This window comes from Sphingomonas sp. TREG-RG-20F-R18-01, assembly GCF_022662475.1.
Lineage (GTDB): Bacteria > Pseudomonadota > Alphaproteobacteria > Sphingomonadales > Sphingomonadaceae > Sphingomonas.
The window spans coordinates 138,500-157,474 of record NZ_JAKNQQ010000004.1 but is presented as its reverse complement, the minus strand read 5'-3'; the positions used below and the strand labels follow the sequence as shown (position 1 = coordinate 157,474).

Here is an 18,975-nt window from a genome sequence, read left to right as displayed (position 1 = left end):
GCCGAAAAGGCGCAAAGCCTCCAAAGGACGAGAAGAGAAACGGCGGCCTCCTGCCCTCATTTCTTGGCGGCTGCGTGCCTTTACGTGAGCGATTCACGTCTCGCACAAAGCCACAACGGCTACGCGGGAAGCCCTGCGGAACCCGCACCCGCGACGATCTGCTCCGCCTGCGCCAGATGCAACCGTTCGACCATCGCGCCATCGACCCGGATCGCCCCGAGCCGCGCATTCTCCGGCAGTGCAAACGCGGCGATCACCGCCTCGGCCCAGCGCAACTGCTCGGCGGTAGGGGCGAATGCGCGGTTCGCCAGGGCGATCTGCACCGGATGGATAAGGGTCTTGCCGTCGAACCCGAACCCCGCCCCCTGCGCGCATTCCGCCGCCAGTTCCGGCGTATCCGCCAGCACATTTGACACCCCGTCCAGAGCGATCAGTCCGTGCGCGCGCGCCGCCGTCACGATCGCGACGAGGTGCGGCAGCAGCGGCAGGCGATCGACACCCGGCGTGCACCGCATCTCCTTGGCGAGATCGTTCGTCCCCGCGACGAGACAGGCCAATCCTGTCGCCGCAGCGATCACAGGCAAGGCGAGCATCGCCGCGCAAGTCTCGATCATGGCCCACAACGGCACCGCCCCGAGCGTGGCGCGCGCCAGCGCAAGGTCGTCCGGATGCGAGACCTTGGGCAACAGCACGGCATCGAACCCCACTCCGTGCGCGGCGGCCAAATCCGCCTCGCCCCATTCGGTATCCAGCGCATTGACGCGCAGGACCAGCAGCCGGTCGCCGAAGCCCCCCGCGCGCGCGGCCGCCAGGGCCTGTGCCCGCGCCGCGACCTTGCCATCGGGCGCAACCGCATCTTCCAAATCGAGGATCACTGCGTCGCACGCCAATCCGCGCGCCTTGTCGATGGCACGGATATTCGACGCCGGCATGAAGAGCGCGCTGCGGATCCGCATCATGGTTGACTGACTCGCGCGCGGCGGAGCGACCCACGCTTGATGGTCTGGTCGGCGAGACGACCCGAGAGCGTAGGTCCCGGCGAATAGGTGACAGCGCTGCGCTTGAACCGCTGGCCGCTGCACGGTGCGTGGGGTCCGATCGCAGCGACCGACTGGATCTTGGGATAGAGGGCGGCGATGATGCTCCGGGTTGTGTCGGTAGCGGGCGTCTCGCCTGGAAGCAGGTCGACATCCTGGATTGCTTCGAGTTGCAACGGTATGACGGCTCTAATCCGCGGTAATGCGATGGAACCCGCTACGGTGCCGCCAACCACCGGGCGCAAGCGGCGCAAGAACGAACTGGTCAACGTCTGATCCCCGTTTTGCGCAAACGCTCAGCCACCCGCGCCATTGCCGGCGTTCCCGGCGGCGACCCGCGACTTTTCGAGATGAACGTGCGGGTACGGATGCTGCATTGCAAGAGGCGTTGGCATACACGCAGCACGCATTTTCCAAACTCCTTATCAGTATTGTGAGTCCAGCTATCCGCCGTCGTCGCGCAGCGTCGTCGCCCGTCCTTGGTCAGGGCCGGACGACCCTGCCCCCCTTCATGACCCAGTCGACCCGACCCACGGCAGCGATATCCTTCAGCGGATTCCCATGCATCGCGATCATATCCGCGAGCATGCCGGCTTTGACGCTCCCACGGTCGGAAAGGTGAAAGGCGCGCGCATTGCCGGACGTGGCAGCCAAAAGAACCTGCGCGACCGGCATCCCGGCTTCGACCATCAGCGTCATTTCCCGCGCGTTGTCACCGTGCGCGAACACCCCCACGTCCCCGCCCATGCAGATCGGCACGCCCGCCGACCGCGCGAGGGCGAAGGCCGCCCGATTCTCGACAACCGCCGCCGGCACGGGATTTCCGCCGGTCCATCCGCGATAGCGCGACACCGCGTCCGATGCCGCCAACGTCGGGCAAAGCGCGATTCCCCGCGCCGCCATGGCACGAAAGATCTCAACCGTTCCGCCATAGCCATGCTCGATCGTATCTGCGCCAGCAGCGATCGCACGGCGCATGCCTTCCGGGGTCGAGGTATGCACCGCTACGATCCGTCCGGCATCGTGCGCGGCGGATACGGCGGCGGTCATTTCTGCTTGCGAGAAGGTCGCCCGGCTCGGCTCGCCCGGCCCCCAACGATAGTCGCCGTAAAGTTTCACCACGTCCGCCCCGGCGGCGATCTGGCTGCGAACGACCCGTACCACATCGTCGACCCCACTCGCTTCCTCGGCTCCTTGCGGGACGGGCGTGCCGGGTTCGAAGCCTTTCGGGCCATAGGCACCCTTGGCGACGATGGCGCGCGTTGCGACCAGCATGCGGGGACCGGGCACGATATCCTGCGCGATCGCGAGCTTCAGCCCGACATCGGCATAGCCCGCCCCTTCGGTTCCGAGGTCCCGTTCCGTCGTGAATCCGGCAAGCAATGTGGCACGCGCGCTGACCGTGGCGCGCGCGGTGCGCAAGGCGAGCGGTTCGTGCAACACCTGATCGTCCCACGACGCCTCATTATACGGATGAAGGAACAGGTGGCCGTGCCCCTCGATCATCCCTGGCATCAAGGTCTCGCCCGGGAGATCGATCGTCTCGGCATTTGCCGGGACCGTCAGCATCGGCCCGACCGCCACGATCCGTTCGCCCGTGACCAGCACCTGCCAGCCCGGATGCGCGACGCGATCGATCCCGTCGAAAACCGCGGCAGGCCGCAGGAGGACGGTGCCCGTCGGCGCGGGTGCCGCGCCGATCGCCAGCAATGCGATCCCGACCAGCCATTTCATTCCGTGCTCCCCAATGGTTGTCGCGGGCGGAGATGCCCGATAGCCTTACCGACATGGATACCCCCGCCCCCGCCCTGCGCAAGTGCGCCGCCGCGCTCCTGCTGATCACCCTGCTCTCCACCGCTACGGCACCTGCCCTAGCCGGCACGGAGCGCAGCCGGCTGACCGCCGCCGCCGCGCGGGTGACGATCACGCGCGACACGTGGGGCATCGCGCATGTCAGCGGCAACACCGATGCCGACGCGGTATTCGGCGCGATCTATGCCCAGGCCGAGGATGATTTCGCGCGGATCGAAGCGAACTATCTGACCGCGCTCGGCCGCACCGCCGAGGCGGAAGGCCAGACCGCACTATGGGCGGACTTGCGTCAGCGGCTCTATGTCGACCCGCTGGATCTGCAAGCCCGCTTTGCCGAAAGCCCAGCGTACCTGCAGGCGCTGATGCGCGCCTGGGCGGATGGGCTCAATTACTATCTCGCGACGCATCCGAGGACGCATCCCAGAGTGCTCACGCACTTCGAACCGTGGATGGCGCTCTCTTTCACCGAAGGCAGCATCGGCGGCGATATCGAGCGGATCTCGCTTACTGACCTCGCCGCCTTCTACGGGGGCGAGCGCATCGCGGTCGCGGCAGAAGAGTCAGGGCCGGTTCCTCGCGAACCGCGTGGATCGAACGGCATCGCCATCGCGCCGCGCAATACCGTCAACGGGCATGCACTGTTGCTGATCAATCCGCACACCAGCTTCTATTTCCGGTCGGAGTTGCAGATGACGAGTCGCCAGGGGCTCAACGCCTATGGCGCGTCGACCTGGGGCCAGTTCTTCATCTATCAGGGTTTCAACGAGAAGACCGGGTGGATGCACACCTCTTCGGGCGTCGACAATGTCGATTCCTTTGCCGAAACGATCACCAGGTCCGGGGGCACGATCACGTATCGCTACGGCACCGGACAACGGCCGATCACGACCCGGCCGATCACGCTGTCGTACCGCAAGGCAGATGGCAGTCTGGCGACGCGCAGTTTCACGACGTACGCATCGCACCATGGCCCGATCGTCGCCAGCCAAGGCGGCAAATGGATCGCCGAGGCCATGATGTGGAAGCCCGTGCCGGCGCTCGAGCAAAGCTGGTTGCGGACGAAAACGCAGGATCTGGCCAGCTACATGCAGATCGCCGAACGCAAGGCGAATTCTTCGAACGATACGCTGTTCGCCGATGCCAGCGGCGAGATCGCCTATCTTCATCCGCAGTTTGTGCCGATCCGCAATGATGCGTTCGACTATACCAAGCCCGTGGACGGCGCCGACCCCGCGACCGACTGGAAAGACCTGCATTCCGTCGCGTCGCTCCCAAACGCGATCAACCCGGGTGTCGGCTGGGCCCGCAATACGAATGACTGGCCGTGGAGCGCAGCCGGTTCGGATAGTCCCAAGGCCAAGGACTACCCGCGGTATATGGACCAGTTCGGGGAAAATCCGCGCGGCGTCCATGCCGATCTGTTGCTCACGGGACGGCACGACTTCACGCCGGAGCGGCTGATCGCGGCGGCTTATGACAGCTATCTGCCCGCGTTCGCCCGGCTCATCCCCCCGCTGGTCAAGGCTTACGACGCCCTTCCCGACAAGGACCCGCGCCGGGCCCGGCTCGCGGGACCGATCGGCGTGCTGAAGGCATGGGACTATCGTTGGGGCGCCGATTCCGTGGCGACGTCGCTCGGCGTTCTGTGGGGCGGCAAGATGTGGCGCGAGGCGGGGACCTTCGTTCAGGCCGAGCAGATCAATGTCCCCGACTATATCGCCACGCGCATCTCCGACGTCCGCAAGCTGGACGCCCTGGGGGAAGCCGCCGATCAGTTGACCCGCGATTTCGGGACCTGGCAGGTTGGCTGGGGCCAGATCAACCGCTTCCAGCGGCTCGACGACTCGATCCAGCCGCATTTCGATGACAGCCTTCCGAGCATCCCGGTGCCCTTCACCTCTGCACAATGGGGCAGCCTCGCCTCGTTCGGCGCGCGGCCCTATTCCAATACCCGCAAACTCTATGGATCGAGCGGCAACAGTTTCGTGGCAGTGGTCGAATTCGGGCCCAAGGTTCGTGCCTGGGCAGTGACGGCCGGGGGCGAAAGCGGGGATCCTGCGTCGCCGCATTTCAGGGATCAGGCCGACCGCTATGCCGGCGGGAAGCTGCGCCCCGTATGGTTCTACCCGGCCGACATCTCCGCGCATGCCAGCCGGCGATATCGGCCAGGCGCCACGAACAAGAAGCACTGAACTGCGGCTTCGGTCCGGGCGATGTCAGGCGACGCAATGACCTCGACCTACAATTCCACTAGTTCGACTGCATGCTTACCTTGCAGCGCACCTCAATACGCGGCATGTTGCGCATGATAATTACCCCTCTTGAGGTTGGTGGTTTATTCCGATAACACAGTGCTGCGTGCACGGTGGTCGTTTCCGGACGGCACGGGCGGGGGATTGGGTCGCGAGACCCACATGATCTGGAATGGCTCAGATGAATTACGAGACGCGCACGATCGGCAATGAGGAGATACGCGGGCTCCCTTCCCCGGACGCGCCACGCCGCAGCCGGGCAGGTCTGATCGGTATCGCCATAGTCGTCGTGGCGATCGTTGCCGCCGTGGCGTATTTCGCGTTTGGCCGGGCAAAGCCGGTCACCAAGTCGGTCGAACAGCTGCCGCTCGTTTCAGTCGTGGTACCCGGACGATCGAGCGTCTCGCGCGTGGTATCCGCCACGGGATCGCTGGCCGCGCGCCGCGAGATGCCGGTGGGCGTCGCCGGTGATGGCGGCATGGTGACGCGCGTACTGGTGGAACCCGGCCAATGGGTCGCCAAGGGCCAGGTTCTGGCACTCGTCGACCGCTCGGTACAAACCCAGACGGCCGCCTCGTTGAGTGCGCAGATTGCGGTCGCCCGATCGGATGCCGCAATCGCACAATCCGAACTGGACCGCGCACAGGCGCTGGTGACACGGGGGTTCCTGTCCAAGGCGGATCTCGAGCGCAAGGCTGCGACGCGCGATGCGGCGCTGGCACGCGTGCGGGTCGCTCAGGCGACGCTGGGTGAAGCGAATGCGCGGACCAACCGCCTCGATATCCGTGCGCCGGCCGCCGGCCTGGTCCTGACCCGCGCCGTCGAGCCTGGCCAGATCGTCGGCCCAGGGACCGGTACGCTGTTCCGTCTGGCCGAGGGCGGCCAGATGGAAATGCGCGCGCAGGTCAGCGAATCCGAATTGCGCGGCGTCAGGATCGGCGCCCACGCCGACGTCACCCCCGTTGGCGGCAGTCAGAGCTTTGCCGGCCAGGTCTGGCAGGTTTCGCCCGTGATCGACCCGCAAAGCCGCCAGGGCATTGCGCGCATTGCACTGACGTACGATCCCGCGCTCCGGCCCGGCGGCTTCGCCTCCGCCGCCGTGGTCGCCGGCGAGACCAACGTTCCGCAGTTGCCCAACTCGGCGATCCAAAGCGACGACAAGGGCAATTTCGTGTACGTGATGGGCAATGGCGACAAGATTGTTCGACGCGCGATCAAGGTCGGCGAAGTGTCCGATCGTGGTGTGGCGATCGTCGACGGACTGAACGGGACCGAACAGGTCGTGCTTTCGGCCGGCGCGTTCCTGACGCCGGACCAGAAGGTCAAACCGACGCGGGTCACTGCACCGACGACAAACCAGAGGTAAGGCGATGAACTTCCGGAACATCTCGGCCTGGTCGATCCGCAACCCGGTCCCGTCGCTGGTCCTGTTCTTCATGCTGACGCTGGCGGGCATCGTCAGCTTCACGCGGCTGGACGTGAACAACCAGCCCGACATCGATTTTCCGGTCGTCATCGTCGATATCAGTCAGCCCGGCGCTGCACCGACCGAACTCGAAACCCAGGTGACGCAGCGCGTCGAGGCGGCATTGCGCAGCCTGCAGGGAATCGATGAGATCGATTCGACCGTGACCGAAGGTGATTCCCAAACCGTCGTCCAGCTTGCGATCGGCACGCCGATCGATCGCGCGGTCGAGGACGTCCGCTCGGCAGTTGCCCAGATCCGCAGCAACCTGCCCGAGGGCATTCTCGAACCGCAGATCATGCGCGCCAACACGACCGGGAACGATCTCGCGAGCTATGCCGCGATCAGCACCGACATGACGGTCGAACAGCTCAGCTGGTACATCGACAACAACGTCGCCAAGGAACTGCTGTCGGTCCCAGGACTTGCCGGGGTCACCCGCAATGGCGGCGTGGACCGCGAGATCCGCGTGATCCTCAACCCCGCCAAATTGTCCGCGCACGGGCTGACCGCGTCGCAGGTCAACCAGCAGCTGCGGCAGGTCAACCTCAACGCCGCCGGCGGACGGGCGCAGCTTGCCGGGTCGGAACAGTCGGTCCGCGTCCTTGGCAATGCGCAAAGCGCTTATCAGCTCGGCCAGACGCAGATCGCGACCGGTCTCGGCCAGACGCTGAAGCTCGCCGATCTCGGGCGGGTCGAGGATCTGTATGCGGAACAGCGGTCCTCCTCCGCGCTCAATGGCCAGCAGGTGCTGTCGTTCGACTTCCAGCGCGCCAAGGGTGCATCCGACGTCACCGTCTTCGAGGAGGCCGAGAAGAAGCTCGCGGCGCTCGAAGCCCGTAATCCGAAGGTGCATTTCAAGCGCATCTCGGACAGCGTGAAATACACCAAGCAGCAATATGACTCGGCAATGGAGGCGATGGTCGAAGGCGCCGCGCTGGCGGTCGTCATCGTGTTCATCTTCCTGCGCGACTGGCGCTCGACGATCATCTCTGCGCTCGCCATCCCGCTCTCCGCAATCCCGACCTTCTGGATCATGGATCTGCTCGGCTTCACGCTCAACAACATGACCTTGATGGCGTTGAGTCTCGTGGCAGGCGTGCTCGTCGACGATGCGATCGTCGAAATCGAAAACATCGTCCGTCACATGCGCATGGGTAAATCGGCCTATCAGGCGGCGATCGACGCCGCCGACGAAATCGGGCTCGCCGTGCTGGCAACCACCATGGCAATCGTCGCGGTGTTCCTCCCCGTCGGCCTCATGCCGGGAATTTCAGGCCAGTTCTTCAAGAACTTCGGCCTGACGGTCGTTGCCTCGGTGCTGATGAGCCTTGCCGTTGCGCGCCTGATCACCCCGATGCTCGCCGCCTACTTCCTGAAGGCGCATGGTTCGGCTTCGCATGGCGAAGGCTGGATCATGGACCGCTATATGGCAGTCCTGCGGTGGACCCTGCTGCATCGCTGGTCCGCGATCCTGGGCGGCGCCGTCGCCTTCGGTGCGACCATCTACCTGTTCATGTCGATCCCGGCGACGTTCCAGCCGTTGCGCGACAGCGACTCGAGTACCGCCAACGTCGAGATGGTGCCGGGCACCACGCTGGCGGAGACCAAGGCCGTCGTGGCGCAGGTTGCGGACATTCTGCAGAAGCAGCCGAGCGTCGAATCGGTCTATTCCCGCGCATTCGTCGGAAACGGTCGCGTCACCGCGATCTTCAAGCCCAAACGCGACCGCGCGATGAAGAGCTATGAGTTCGAGCGCGCGTTGGCCCCCACGCTCCAGACGATCCCCGACGCGCGCGTTTCGTTCCGCTCGTCCAGTGGCTGGGGCAGCGGGGGGCGTGCGCTGACGATCACGCTCGGCAGCGATGATCCCAAACTGCTGGCCGAAACCGGCGCCAAGCTGGTCGAGCAGATGAGCCGCTTGCCCGATCTGGTCGCTCCGCGAATCAGCGGCGATCTGAAGCGCCCCGAGATCGTCATCACGCCGCATATGGATCTTGCCGCGAGCATGGGTGTGACGACGGCGGCGATGTCCAATGCGATCCGCATCGCCACCCTCGGCGACATCGATCAGAACAGCGCGAAATTCTCGTTGTCGGATCGCCAGATCCCGATCCGCGTCGCGCTCGACCAGGATTCGCGCCAACGGTTGTCGACGATCCAGAACCTGCCGGTGCAGACCGCGGCCGGTGGATCGGTCCCGCTGAGCGTCGTCGCCGACATCGGCTTCGGCGCCGGGCCGACCAAGATCGAACGCGTCGCGCAGCAACGCCAGCTGACCGTCGGCGCCGATCTTTCGCCGGGTGTCGTGAGCGGTACGGCGCAGAAGGAAATCCACGACCTGCCGATCATGAAGACGCTGCCGATCGGCGTTAAGGAGCTCGTTCTCGGCGAATCCAAATGGCAGCAAGAGCTGATCCAGAACTTCATCATCGCGCTGGTGGCGGGCATCTTCCTCCTCTTTGCGGTGCTGGTGCTGCTGTATCGTCGTCTACTGCCACCCTTCATCAACATCATGTCGCTGCTGGTCGCGCCGCTGGGCGGCCTGATCGGTCTGGCCGTCACCGGAACGCCGATCTCCATGCCCGTCTATATCGGGTTGATCATGCTGCTCGGGATCGTGGCGAAGAACTCGATCCTGTTGATCGACTTCGCGTTGGAGGAGATGAACAAGGGCGTCGACGTCGTGACCGCGATCATCGATGCGGGGCACAAGCGTGCGCAACCGATCGTGATGACGACGGTTGCGATGGTGATGGGGATGATGCCGACCGCGCTTGCGTTGACCGGCGATGGATCATCGCGCGTGCCCATGGGCATTACCGTGATCGGTGGACTCACCATGTCCACCGTGCTGACGCTGCTCATCGTACCCGCGAGCTTCAGCCTGGCGGTCGGCATCGAGAGCCGCGTCGCGCCGGTCCTGCGACGGCGGTTGCTGACGTACCGGCCGGGTGACGAAGGCGGCCCGCTGATCGAACACAAGCCACCGACGCAACCCCAGCTCGGCCCGGGGGAACCACCGCGCATCCATTACAAGCCGGGTGACGACAAGCCGCAACCTGCGGAATAATCGGCCCGATCCCGTTCCCGGCGGAAAAAAGGGGCCCCGCCGGGACATGCCCCTTGAACAATCGCGGGGTTCGGGGATTGGTCCCGCAATGCGACGTTCAAGCTCGACCCGTGCCTTCGAAGCGCCTCCGGCAGGGCTGGTGCGTATGCGCTGGATTGCCGGTGGGCTGCTCATTGCGATGGCGATCATCTTTTTCGTCGCGCGCGCCTATGCCGACCCGCGGCATCCCTTCGGCTATGCGATGGGCTTTGTTCGCGCCTTTGCGGAGGCGGCAATGGTCGGCGGGCTGGCCGACTGGTTCGCGGTGACGGCGTTGTTTCGCCACCCCTTCGGGCTGCCCGTTCCCCATACTGCGATCATCCCGCGCAACAAGGATCGCATCGGCACCACCCTGGCGGCCTTCCTGCGTGACAATTTCCTGACGCCGCGCGTCGTGGCACGACGGATGAACGGTCTCGACGTCGCGGGCGCAGTGGGGCGCTGGCTTGCCAATCCCCCCGGGGGCGACGGCCGGCTGCGACGCGGCGCATCGCGGCTCGCCGCGAACATGCTGGAGGCCTTCGATCAGCAGCGGCTCGGCGGGATGGTCAAGGCCGGGATCGGCCAGCGGCTGCGCGCGCTGGACGTGGCCCCGCTGCTAGGGCAGGCATTGACGGCCGCCATTGCAGAGGACCGGCATCTGCCGCTGCTCGACGGGATCGTGCGCTGGGCAGCGCGCGTCCTGGAAGCGAACGAGCATGTCGTCCGGGCGATGGTCAGCGAACGTTCGGGATCGGTCATGCGCTGGACGGGGCTCGACGAAACGCTCGCCAACAAGATCATCGATGGCTTGAACGGGATGCTGACCGGCATTGCCGACGACCCCGACCATCCCTTGCGGGAAAAGGCCGAGGAAGGACTGGCAACCCTCGCCCACGATCTGGTCCATGACCCGCGCATGCGGGAGCGGGTCGCGGCGGTGAAAGCCGAGATCATCGACAATCCTGCAATGCAGCGATGGCTCGATGGGCTGTGGGAACAGGCACGAACCGGCATGCTGAAAATTGCCCGCGATCCGGACCGGTTGCTGGCTGGTCCCGTGGGGGATGCGTTGCGGCAGCTCGGCGGAACGCTGCAGACCGATCCCAAGCTGCGGCGCACGATCAACCGGTTCGTTCGTCGCGCGGTGGTCGGCCTGGCGGCCGACTATGGCGACGGTATCGTGCGGCTGGTGTCCGAAACGGTGCAGGGCTGGGATGCCGACACCATTACGCGGCGACTGGAAAATGCGGTGGGGCGCGACCTGCAATATATTCGCGTCAATGGGACCCTGGTCGGCGGGTTGGTCGGACTGGCGATCCATGCGGTGGACGTGGCGCTGTAATCGGCACTACGCCACGCCCTACGGAAGGTCGGCGTCAGCCCCGTACTTATCGTGCCCAATCCTCGACCGCCCAGCCGCGCAACGCCGCCATGGTACGAAGCGGCGGGTGCGGATTGACCGCAATCCCGACATCCGCCCATTCGAGCGACGGGGCGTCCGAAGCATGATCCGAATAGAAGCGCACCACCGAATCGGTCCGGGCCATGCCATGGTCCGCCAGCCACGCCTGGATCATCGTCAGCTTGGCCGGCCCGTAGCAATTCTCGCCCGCGATCTTCGCCCGAATCGTACCGCCTTCCCGGACGACACCGGTTGCGATCACGTCATCGAAACCAAGGCGTGCGGCAATCGCCTCGGCATAGAAGCCGTAGGATGCGGTCGCCATGACGATCCGATAACCGGCCGCGCGATCCGCCGCGATCTGATCCCGCGCGCCGCGATAGATACCGGATCGGTCGAGCTGTTCGGCGAATCGTGCCGCCGCGCGCGTCGCCGTCGCTTCCGGCATGCGCCCGCCCAGGAGCAGCCGCTGCGCAATTTCCTTCAGTCGCGGCCGACTGACCACGCGCAGCCCATAGCCGACCCCGGCGATCGCCGCGACCGGCAGGAACAGCAGCCGCCACGGCGATTCCGCACGCGCCGTAGCGACGAGGAACTTCGTCCAGGTCGGCGCGTATGTGATCGTCTTGTCCATATCGTAGACGGCAAGTTGGTGCATGGCTGAGTTCAGACCACAGCAACGCTTGCCGATCCAGTCCAATTGCAGCAAGGAAGGCGCGAATGACCGAACCGGCCGCCTTCTCCCAAGACAGCGACACGATACGCTTTACCGGCAGCCTGTCGCTCGCCCAGATCGGGGACCTGCCCGAGCGTCTCCGCGCCTTTGATGGAAAGGTCGCGCATGTCGATCTGGCCGGGATCGATCGCATCGATACCGTCGGCGCGTGGATCGTGCACCGCTTTGCTGCCCAGCATGATGCCGACATCCTCGGCCTAGATGCAGATGGTGAGCATCTGCTGCAACAGGTCTCCAATGCCGACCAGCCCGTCGCGATGCGCCCTGCCCCAGTCGGCAGCTTTACACGCGTCGTCGGAGAACTCGGCGATGCCGTCGTTTCGGCGGGGCAAACCCTGTACGGTCTGCTCGGATTCTTCGGCGCGACGCTGATCGCGTTCTGGAATGTCGCAACGCATCCAAAGCGGTTCCGCTTCAATGCGGTGGTACAGCGGTTCGAAGTCGTCGGCGTCACCGCGTTGGGGATCATCGGGCTGATGAGCTTCCTGATCGGGATCGTGATCGCGCAGCAGGGCTCGGTACAGTTGCAACAATTCGGGTTCGAGGTGTTCACGATCAATCTGGTCGGCCGGATCACGCTGCGCGAACTCGGGGTTCTGATGACCGCCATCATGGTCGCCGGCCGTTCGGGATCGGCGTTCGCCGCGCAATTGGGCACGATGAAACTGACCGAGGAGATCGACGCGATGCGGACGATCGGCGTTTCGCCAATGGAAGCGCTGGTCTTGCCACGCGTGATCGCATCGGTCGTGATGATGCCGCTGCTCGGCATGTACGCCTCGATCATCGCCATCGTCGGCGGTGGCCTGTTGTGCTGGGTTTCGCTCGGCATTCCGCCGGTAACGTTCGTCCAGCGCATCCGCGAAGTCGTGCCGGTCACCGATTTGTACGTCGGCTTGATCAAGGCCCCCTTCTTCGGGCTGATCATCGCCATGGCCGGTTGCTTCCAGGGCATGCTGGTCGAGGGCGATGCCGAACAGGTCGGCACCCGCACGACCGCCGCAGTGGTGCAGGCGATTTTCCTGGTGATCGTGCTCGATGCGTTCTTTGCGGTGTTCTTCACCTCGATCGGATGGGTGTGATGGAAACCGGCAACGCCAAGGGTAAAGAGAATGACGACGTCATCGTCGTCCGCGATCTGGTCAACGGGTTCGGGGAGCAGCTCGTCCATGACGGGGTGAACCTAACGGTCCGCCGCGGCGAGATCTTCGGCGTGGTCGGCGGATCGGGCACCGGCAAGTCCGTGCTGATGCGCTCCATCATCGGCCTGCAGACACCGATGTCGGGAACGATCGAAGTGTTCGGCGAGACCACCGTGGATCGCGAAGAGATCGAGATCACGGATCTCACCAAGCGGTGGGGCGTCCTGTTCCAGGGTGGCGCGCTGTTCTCCACGCTAACCGTGGCCGAGAACGTCCAGGTTCCGCTGCGCGAATTTTACCCCGAACTGGATCCGGCGCTGCTCGATGAGATCGCCGCCTATAAGGTGGTCATGAGCGGTTTGCCCGCCGACGCCGGACCAAAATTCCCGTCCGAGCTGTCCGGTGGCATGAAGAAGCGCGCGGGCCTGTCCCGCGCCCTCGCGCTCGACCCGGAACTGCTTTTTCTCGACGAACCCACCGCCGGACTGGACCCGATCGGCGCGGCCGCGTTCGACGAACTTACCCAGTCGTTGCAGAAGACGCTCGGGCTCACCGTGTTCCTGATCACCCATGATCTCGATACGCTGTATGCGATCTGCGACCGGATCGCGGTGCTGGCGGACAAGAAAGTGATCGCGGTCGGCACGATCGACGAGTTGCTGGCGCTGGATCATCCGTGGATCCAGGAATATTTCAAGGGGCCGCGCGGCCGCGCCGCGGTGGCGACGATCGAGCGTAACGAACATGCTGACGCTGCAGCGGAAGGGCAATAGCTGATGGAAACCCGCTCAAACCACGTGCTGGTCGGATCGGTCGTGCTCATCCTGCTGACGGTGATGCTGCTGTTCCTCGTCTGGATCCTGCGCTGGGGCACGGCCACGGACAAGGAATATGACATCTTCTTCAAGCAGTCGGTCGACGGCCTGGCGAAGGGATCGGCGGTCGCCTTCTCCGGTGTCGTATCGGGACAGGTCAAGGAGATCGCGCTGTGGAAGCCCGATCCCTCGCTCGTGCGTGTCCGCATCAGCGTCAATCCCGATACGCCGATCCTGATCGGGACGACCGCATCGCTGCAGGGCAGCTTCACCGGCACCAGCACGGTGCAGCTCGACGGCGCCGTCAAGGGCGCCGCGCCGATCGCTTGCCCGACGGACAATCCGCTCGCGGAATGCCCCAACGGCGTTCCGACCATTCCGACCAAGCCCGGCGGTCTCGGTGCGTTGCTGAGCTCGGCGCCGCAGTTGCTCGAACGCATCTCGACGCTGACCGAACGTCTGTCGGACATGCTTTCGGACAAGAACCAGCAGTCGATTCAGGGTATTCTCGCCAATACCAATCGCCTGAGCGCGGCACTGGCGGATCGTGGGCCCGAGATTGCCGCGACGCTCGCGGAGACGCGGGTCGCGATCCAGAAGGCGGGTGTCGCTGCGCAGCAGATCGGCAGCCTCGCGGATACGACCAATGGCGTGCTGAAGGACGACGTCCGCCCGGTCATGGCCAATCTGAACAAGACGATCGCCTCAGCCCAGCATAGCGCCGAGACGCTCGATGCCGCGATCGGCGATGCCCGGCCGGGCCTGCAGGCCTTCTCCAAGCAGACCATTCCCGAGGTCGGCCAGCTCGTCCACGACTTGCGCCAAATGTCGATGGCGCTCACCTCGGTCGCCGAAAAGGTCGATCGTGGGGGCGCGGGGGCGCTGGTCGGCCAATCCAAGCTGCCTGATTACAAGCCCGGAAAGGGACAGTGACCATGATCCGTTCGACCAAATCGCTGCTCGCGCTGACCGCACTGGCGTCGCTGTCCGGCTGTATCAGCTTTGCCGCGAAGCCGCCGCCCTCGCTGCTCACGCTGACCTCGGCCAATACGTTGCCGGTCAACCAGACGCAGTCGTCGAGCACCTCGCCGACGATCACGATCCAGGTACCCGCGGTCGCACAGGCGCTGGCCGGGGTCCGGGTCCCGGTCCAGGCCAGCACCACCACGATCGCCTATGTCGCCAAGGCGCAATGGGTCGAACCGCCATCGCGGATGTTCGCCCGGCTGCTGTCGGACACGATTCCACCGCGCACCGGGCGGATCGTGCTGAGTAGCGCGCAATCCTTTTCCGATCCCGGGGCGGTCCTGTCCGGCGAGCTGCGCGCGTTCGGGGTCGATGCCGGCACCAACATGGCAGTCGTGGCGTTCGACGGATCCTTGATCCGCAGCACCGGCAAGGTCGTGGAAAAGCGTCGCTTCGAAGCGCGCGTACCCGTCAGCGCCATTGCCGCAGCGCCGGTTGGCGCCGCGCTGAACACCGCCGCGAACCAGGTCGCGGTCGAAGTAGCGGACTGGGTCGGCCGCTAGCCGCTCTACCTTCCGGCGATGGCCTCGACCGTCGCCGGGGCGCATGGCGCGACTTAGCCAGTGGGTGCCTTGCGCACCGGTACCATCAGATTGCACAGATCCGCGGTGCCCGCCGGCACCGTGAAAAACGGCAGCCCACGATTCGCGCGCGCCTCCAGCGTGAGGGCAAAGGCCGGAGCGTCGGGTCGCAGGTATTGATAGACCGGCCGTTCACCAGCCGGCATATCTGCCATGATCGCGATCCGTTTGATCCGCACGCGCATTTTTGGATCCTCATACAGGCCAAGCCCGCCCCCGGTCCCGCGCGGCAAGGCGGAGAGCGCCGCCATGCCGTCGATCACCCGCCCGACCAGCGCGATGTTGCGGTCGAGGTGGCGCGGCGCGTGGCCGATCACCGCATACAGGTCTCCGCCCGTCCCCGTATCTGGTGCGAGATCGCGCGCGACGCCGACCATGCCATAGCAATGCGGCAACCATTGTCGCCGCCCGTCCCCCGCGACGGCCCAGCCGGTCGGCGTAAATCCCGTCCGCGCGGCATAGGCGTCGCGATACGGGTTCGCGACGGCCTGGCCATGCGCGCCCCACGCCCACTCATATTCGGCCGGGGGGCGTCGTGTGATTCCGGCGGCGGGAGGCTTCTTTTCGGACGCGTCGCCCCATTGCGTGACGTAATCGTCCTGGACGCGATAAACGGTTGCATCCCCCCACCAGCCGCTGCGCGCGATCGTCCGGATGTTCGCGACATGCACCGGTGCGAAATCGGGCGCGAGCCAGATCACGCTGCGCTGCCCGTCGGCAAAGTCGATCACCAGCAGGTCTTCGGGCGCGATCGCGTTCCAGGCGGCGGCAGGCGCCGCGGCGGCAATCTGCGCAGCGGTTGCCTTCGCAGGAGGCGGCGTCGCGGAAACCACCTGAGCGGCGACGAGCGCAAGGATGAAGGGCATAAAGGTCATGGCGGGATGGTGCCATGCCGAGCCTAAAACATGCAATCCCCCCGGTCGGCATGTTGCGCGCTTGCACAGGCGCGCGCGACGCTCTAGGGCCAGCCTCCTGTCCAGGACATGCGGAGCGGTGGCCGAGTGGTCGAAGGCGCTCGCCTGGAAAGTGAGTATACGTCAAAAGCGTATCGAGGGTTCGAATCCCTCCCGCTCCGCCACTACCCTCCGAGTTGAAACGAAGAATTCCGAATAAGTCTTCGGTTTCCACAACCGCTTCCCGATGACGAGTGTGCGTGAGGCCGAACGCCGCCGGACGCTTACCTCGGAACTCGCCAGCCTCGGCGATTTATACCGCGCCAATCTCGGACCTTCGTTGAGCGAGCTCGATAGCAGGAACCGAACGCCTTTTTCTGGCCGAGCCCGCTGGCCTTCTGACGGAAGCGATGCGTTAGAAACGATCGGTCTTGTAGCGCGTCTGCCGATCGACGACCGCTCGAGCGCGGTTGTAATCAACTCGTCGGTGGGACTGCCGGGCTCATCTCCAGTTCGCGGTCGTCGAACAAGGCTCGGTCGTGGACCGGCACCATGCCCCGACCGTTCGAGAATGAGCGGCATCGCCACACCCTCTGCAACGGTGTGCAACTCGCGATCCTAAGCGCCTTCCCTCGGGCGGCATGATACGACATGATGCCGCCAACACACCTACCGGGGGGACCGTGATGACCGACCTGACACGCCGCGACGCTCTTGCCGCGGCTGCTTTCGCCGCCGTCGCTACCGCGCTCCCCGCCTGGGCACAGGACCGGACCGCCGTCGCGGACGTGGCGGCGTGGGATCTTCGGGAAATCTATCCCGACGACGCGAGCTGGGATGCCGCGCGCAAGGCCGTTCTGACGAAGATTCCCTCGCTCGCCAAATACAAGGGCACGCTTGGCACCGGAGCCGACGCGCTGGCCGCCGCCTTGGTCGCGCAGTCCGACCTCGCCCGCGACAGTGCGCGCGTCTCGACCTATGCCGCGCTCAAGAGCGACGCCGATCTGCGCGTCTCGGCGAACCAGGAAAAGCTCGCGCAGGTCGCCGACATGTTTACCGCATTGAGCGAGGCGGTGTCGTGGACGTCGCCCGAGATTCTGACTCTCGGCAAGGCGAAGATCGAGGGCTATCTCGCCGCCAACACGACGCTCGCGACACGTTTCGATGTCTATCTCGCTGATACGCTGCGCCAGGCGCCGCATACGCTCTCGCCCGAAGGCGAAGTGCTGCTCGCCGGTACCGGCGCGCCGTTTGCCGGGCCGGGCGACGTGCGCGAACTGCTGGTCGGGTCGGACATCCCCTGGCCAACGATCACGCTGTCGACCGGCAAGGCGGTTCGGCTCGACGACCAAGCCTATACGCTCAACCGCGACGCGCCGGTGCGCGCCGATCGCAAGGCGGTGTTCGATGCGTTCTGGGCGGAATATGGCAAGTTCAAAAGCTCGCTCGGCGCTGCCTATCTCGCGCATGTGAAGGCCGATATATATCAGGCGAAGGCGCGCAAATATCCGACGTCGCTCGCTGCCGCGCTATCTGAGCGCAACGTGCCCGAGCGCGTCTATCGCACGCTGGTGACCGAGGCGAATGCCGGCCTGCCGCAGTTGCACCACTATTTCGAAGTGCGCCGCAAGATGCTCGGCCTGCCCGACATGGCCTATTACGACATATATCCGCCGATCGTGTCGCTCGACCGGAAGGTCACCATCCCCGAAATGCGCACGACGGTGCTCGAGGCGGTCAAGCCGCTGGGGCCGGAGTATGTCGCCTTGCTCGGCGCCTCGACCGCCAAGAAGTGGATGGACCCGCTGCCGCGACCGGGCAAGAAAGCGGGCGCGTACATGAACCCCGGCGCATACGACGTGCACCCCTATCTGCTGCTCAACCTCGGTGAGAATTACGAGGGGATGACCACCTTCGCGCACGAATGGGGGCATGCGATGCACACGCTGCTCGCCAACAAGACGCAGGTCTACGAGAAGGCCGATTACCCGATCTTCCTCGCCGAGATCGCATCGACCTGCAACGAATTGCTGCTCGCGGCCTATATGGTCGCCAAGGCCAAGACCAAGCAGGAGAAACTCTTCTATCTCGGCCAGCAGCTCGAGAGCATTCGCGGGACCTTCTACCGCCAGACGATGTTCGCCGAGTTCGAGCTCGCGGTGCACGACAAGGCCGAGGCGGGCGAGGGGCTATCGGGCGAGCGCTTCACCGCGCTCTATCTCGACCTGCTCAAGCGATATCACGGCCCCAAGGTCGCGATCGATCCCGCCTATGCCGCCGAATGGGCGTATATTCCGCACTTCTACACCAGCTTCTACGTTTACCAATATGCGACCTGCGTCTCGGCGGCCTCGTATTTCGCGCATTCGATCCTGAACGGCGGGGCGAAGGAGCGCGACACTTACCTGACGATGCTCAAGTCCGGTGGGTCGGATTATCCGACCGAGATCCTCAAGCGCGCCGGTCTCGACATGGCGAGCCCCGTGCCGTACCGCGCGGTGGTCGCGACGTTCAAGGACACGCTCGACCAGGTCGAGGCGTTGATCGGCTAGTCGAGCGGGTAGAGCATCGCGACGTTGCAGGGTTCTTAGCGAGCGCCGGCTTCCGCCATGCCCCCCGGGTCGTGGCGGAAGCCGCTTGCTCGTCCAGACGGATCCCCTCCACGCGCGCCGACTGACGTGGAGGAAAAGCCGATATCGGCGTCCACCGCGTCCACAACG

14 protein-coding genes and 1 tRNA gene are annotated in these 18,975 nt (G+C 65.1%); 10 read left to right on the top strand and 5 right to left on the bottom strand.

Annotation, left to right across the window (positions count from 1 at the left end):
* Positions 1 to 119: 119 nt before the first annotated feature.
* The 3 genes from L8K25_RS12990 to L8K25_RS12980 form a co-directional block, all read right to left on the bottom strand.
* On the bottom strand, positions 120 to 959 hold the full coding sequence (locus L8K25_RS12990) for a CoA ester lyase (RefSeq protein ID WP_242139414.1): 840 nt from the start codon (positions 957 to 959) through the stop codon (positions 120 to 122).
* On the bottom strand, positions 956 to 1,213 hold the full coding sequence (locus L8K25_RS12985) for a hypothetical protein (RefSeq protein ID WP_242139413.1): 258 nt from the start codon (positions 1,211 to 1,213) through the stop codon (positions 956 to 958). Before L8K25_RS12985 ends, L8K25_RS12990 begins: the two co-directional genes overlap by 4 nt.
* Before the next feature lie 307 nt (positions 1,214 to 1,520).
* A complete protein-coding gene (locus L8K25_RS12980) occupies positions 1,521 to 2,771 on the bottom strand; it encodes an amidohydrolase family protein (protein ID WP_242139412.1) in 1,251 nt (416 codons plus the stop codon).
* A gap of 53 nt (positions 2,772 to 2,824) precedes the next feature.
* On the opposite strand from L8K25_RS12980, the gene L8K25_RS12975 reads away from it, so the two are divergent.
* From L8K25_RS12975 to L8K25_RS12960, 4 genes are all read left to right on the top strand, one after another.
* Positions 2,825 to 5,041, top strand: a complete 2,217-nt coding sequence (locus L8K25_RS12975) for a penicillin acylase family protein (protein ID WP_242139613.1) — start codon at positions 2,825 to 2,827, stop codon at positions 5,039 to 5,041.
* 241 nt (positions 5,042 to 5,282) lie between these two features.
* Entirely contained in the window at positions 5,283 to 6,467 is a 1,185-nt protein-coding gene (locus L8K25_RS12970) for an efflux RND transporter periplasmic adaptor subunit (protein WP_242139612.1), read from the top strand.
* 4 nt (positions 6,468 to 6,471) lie between these two features.
* Entirely contained in the window at positions 6,472 to 9,639 is a 3,168-nt protein-coding gene (locus L8K25_RS12965; protein ID WP_242139411.1) for an efflux RND transporter permease subunit, read from the top strand.
* Positions 9,640 to 9,784: 145 nt separating this feature from the next.
* A complete protein-coding gene (locus L8K25_RS12960; RefSeq protein WP_242139410.1) occupies positions 9,785 to 11,002 on the top strand; it encodes a DUF445 domain-containing protein in 1,218 nt (405 codons plus the stop codon).
* 46 nt (positions 11,003 to 11,048) lie between these two features.
* On the opposite strand, the gene L8K25_RS12955 is transcribed toward L8K25_RS12960, so the two are convergent.
* A complete protein-coding gene (locus L8K25_RS12955) occupies positions 11,049 to 11,720 on the bottom strand; it encodes a haloacid dehalogenase-like hydrolase (protein ID WP_242139409.1) in 672 nt (223 codons plus the stop codon).
* Between the two features lie 62 nt (positions 11,721 to 11,782).
* On the opposite strand from L8K25_RS12955, the gene L8K25_RS12950 reads away from it, so the two are divergent.
* Genes L8K25_RS12950 through L8K25_RS12935 form a run of 4 tightly spaced genes read left to right on the top strand, consistent with a single transcriptional unit; the run spans position 11,783 to position 15,284 of the window.
* The gene (locus L8K25_RS12950; protein ID WP_242139408.1) at positions 11,783 to 12,880 is read left to right on the top strand and encodes an ABC transporter permease; all 1,098 of its coding nucleotides are present in this window, start codon (positions 11,783 to 11,785) and stop codon (positions 12,878 to 12,880) included.
* On the top strand, positions 12,880 to 13,713 hold the full coding sequence (locus L8K25_RS12945) for an ABC transporter ATP-binding protein (protein WP_242139407.1): 834 nt from the start codon (positions 12,880 to 12,882) through the stop codon (positions 13,711 to 13,713). The genes L8K25_RS12950 and L8K25_RS12945 overlap by 1 nt, the downstream gene beginning before the upstream one ends.
* A 3-nt stretch (positions 13,714 to 13,716) precedes the next feature.
* Positions 13,717 to 14,688: an MlaD family protein gene (locus L8K25_RS12940; protein ID WP_242139406.1), complete on the top strand. Its 972-nt coding sequence runs from the start codon at positions 13,717 to 13,719 to the stop codon at positions 14,686 to 14,688.
* Positions 14,685 to 15,284, top strand: coding sequence for an ABC-type transport auxiliary lipoprotein family protein (locus tag L8K25_RS12935; RefSeq protein WP_242139405.1), 600 nt, complete (start codon positions 14,685 to 14,687; stop codon positions 15,282 to 15,284). The genes L8K25_RS12940 and L8K25_RS12935 overlap by 4 nt, the downstream gene beginning before the upstream one ends.
* A 53-nt stretch (positions 15,285 to 15,337) precedes the next feature.
* Here L8K25_RS12935 and L8K25_RS12930 read toward each other — a convergent pair whose 3' ends face one another.
* Positions 15,338 to 16,237: a peptidylprolyl isomerase gene (locus L8K25_RS12930; RefSeq protein ID WP_242139404.1), complete on the bottom strand. Its 900-nt coding sequence runs from the start codon at positions 16,235 to 16,237 to the stop codon at positions 15,338 to 15,340.
* A gap of 112 nt (positions 16,238 to 16,349) precedes the next feature.
* Between L8K25_RS12930 and L8K25_RS12925 the strand changes: the two genes are divergently transcribed.
* Together L8K25_RS12925 and pepF are read left to right on the top strand one after the other, a co-directional pair.
* Positions 16,350 to 16,440: transfer RNA gene (locus tag L8K25_RS12925), tRNA-Ser, on the top strand.
* A 501-nt stretch (positions 16,441 to 16,941) separates the two neighbouring features.
* Complete coding sequence (gene pepF / locus L8K25_RS12920; protein WP_242139403.1) at positions 16,942 to 18,807, top strand: oligoendopeptidase F; 1,866 nt, start codon at positions 16,942 to 16,944, stop codon at positions 18,805 to 18,807.
* The last annotated feature ends 168 nt before the right edge of the window (positions 18,808 to 18,975 follow it).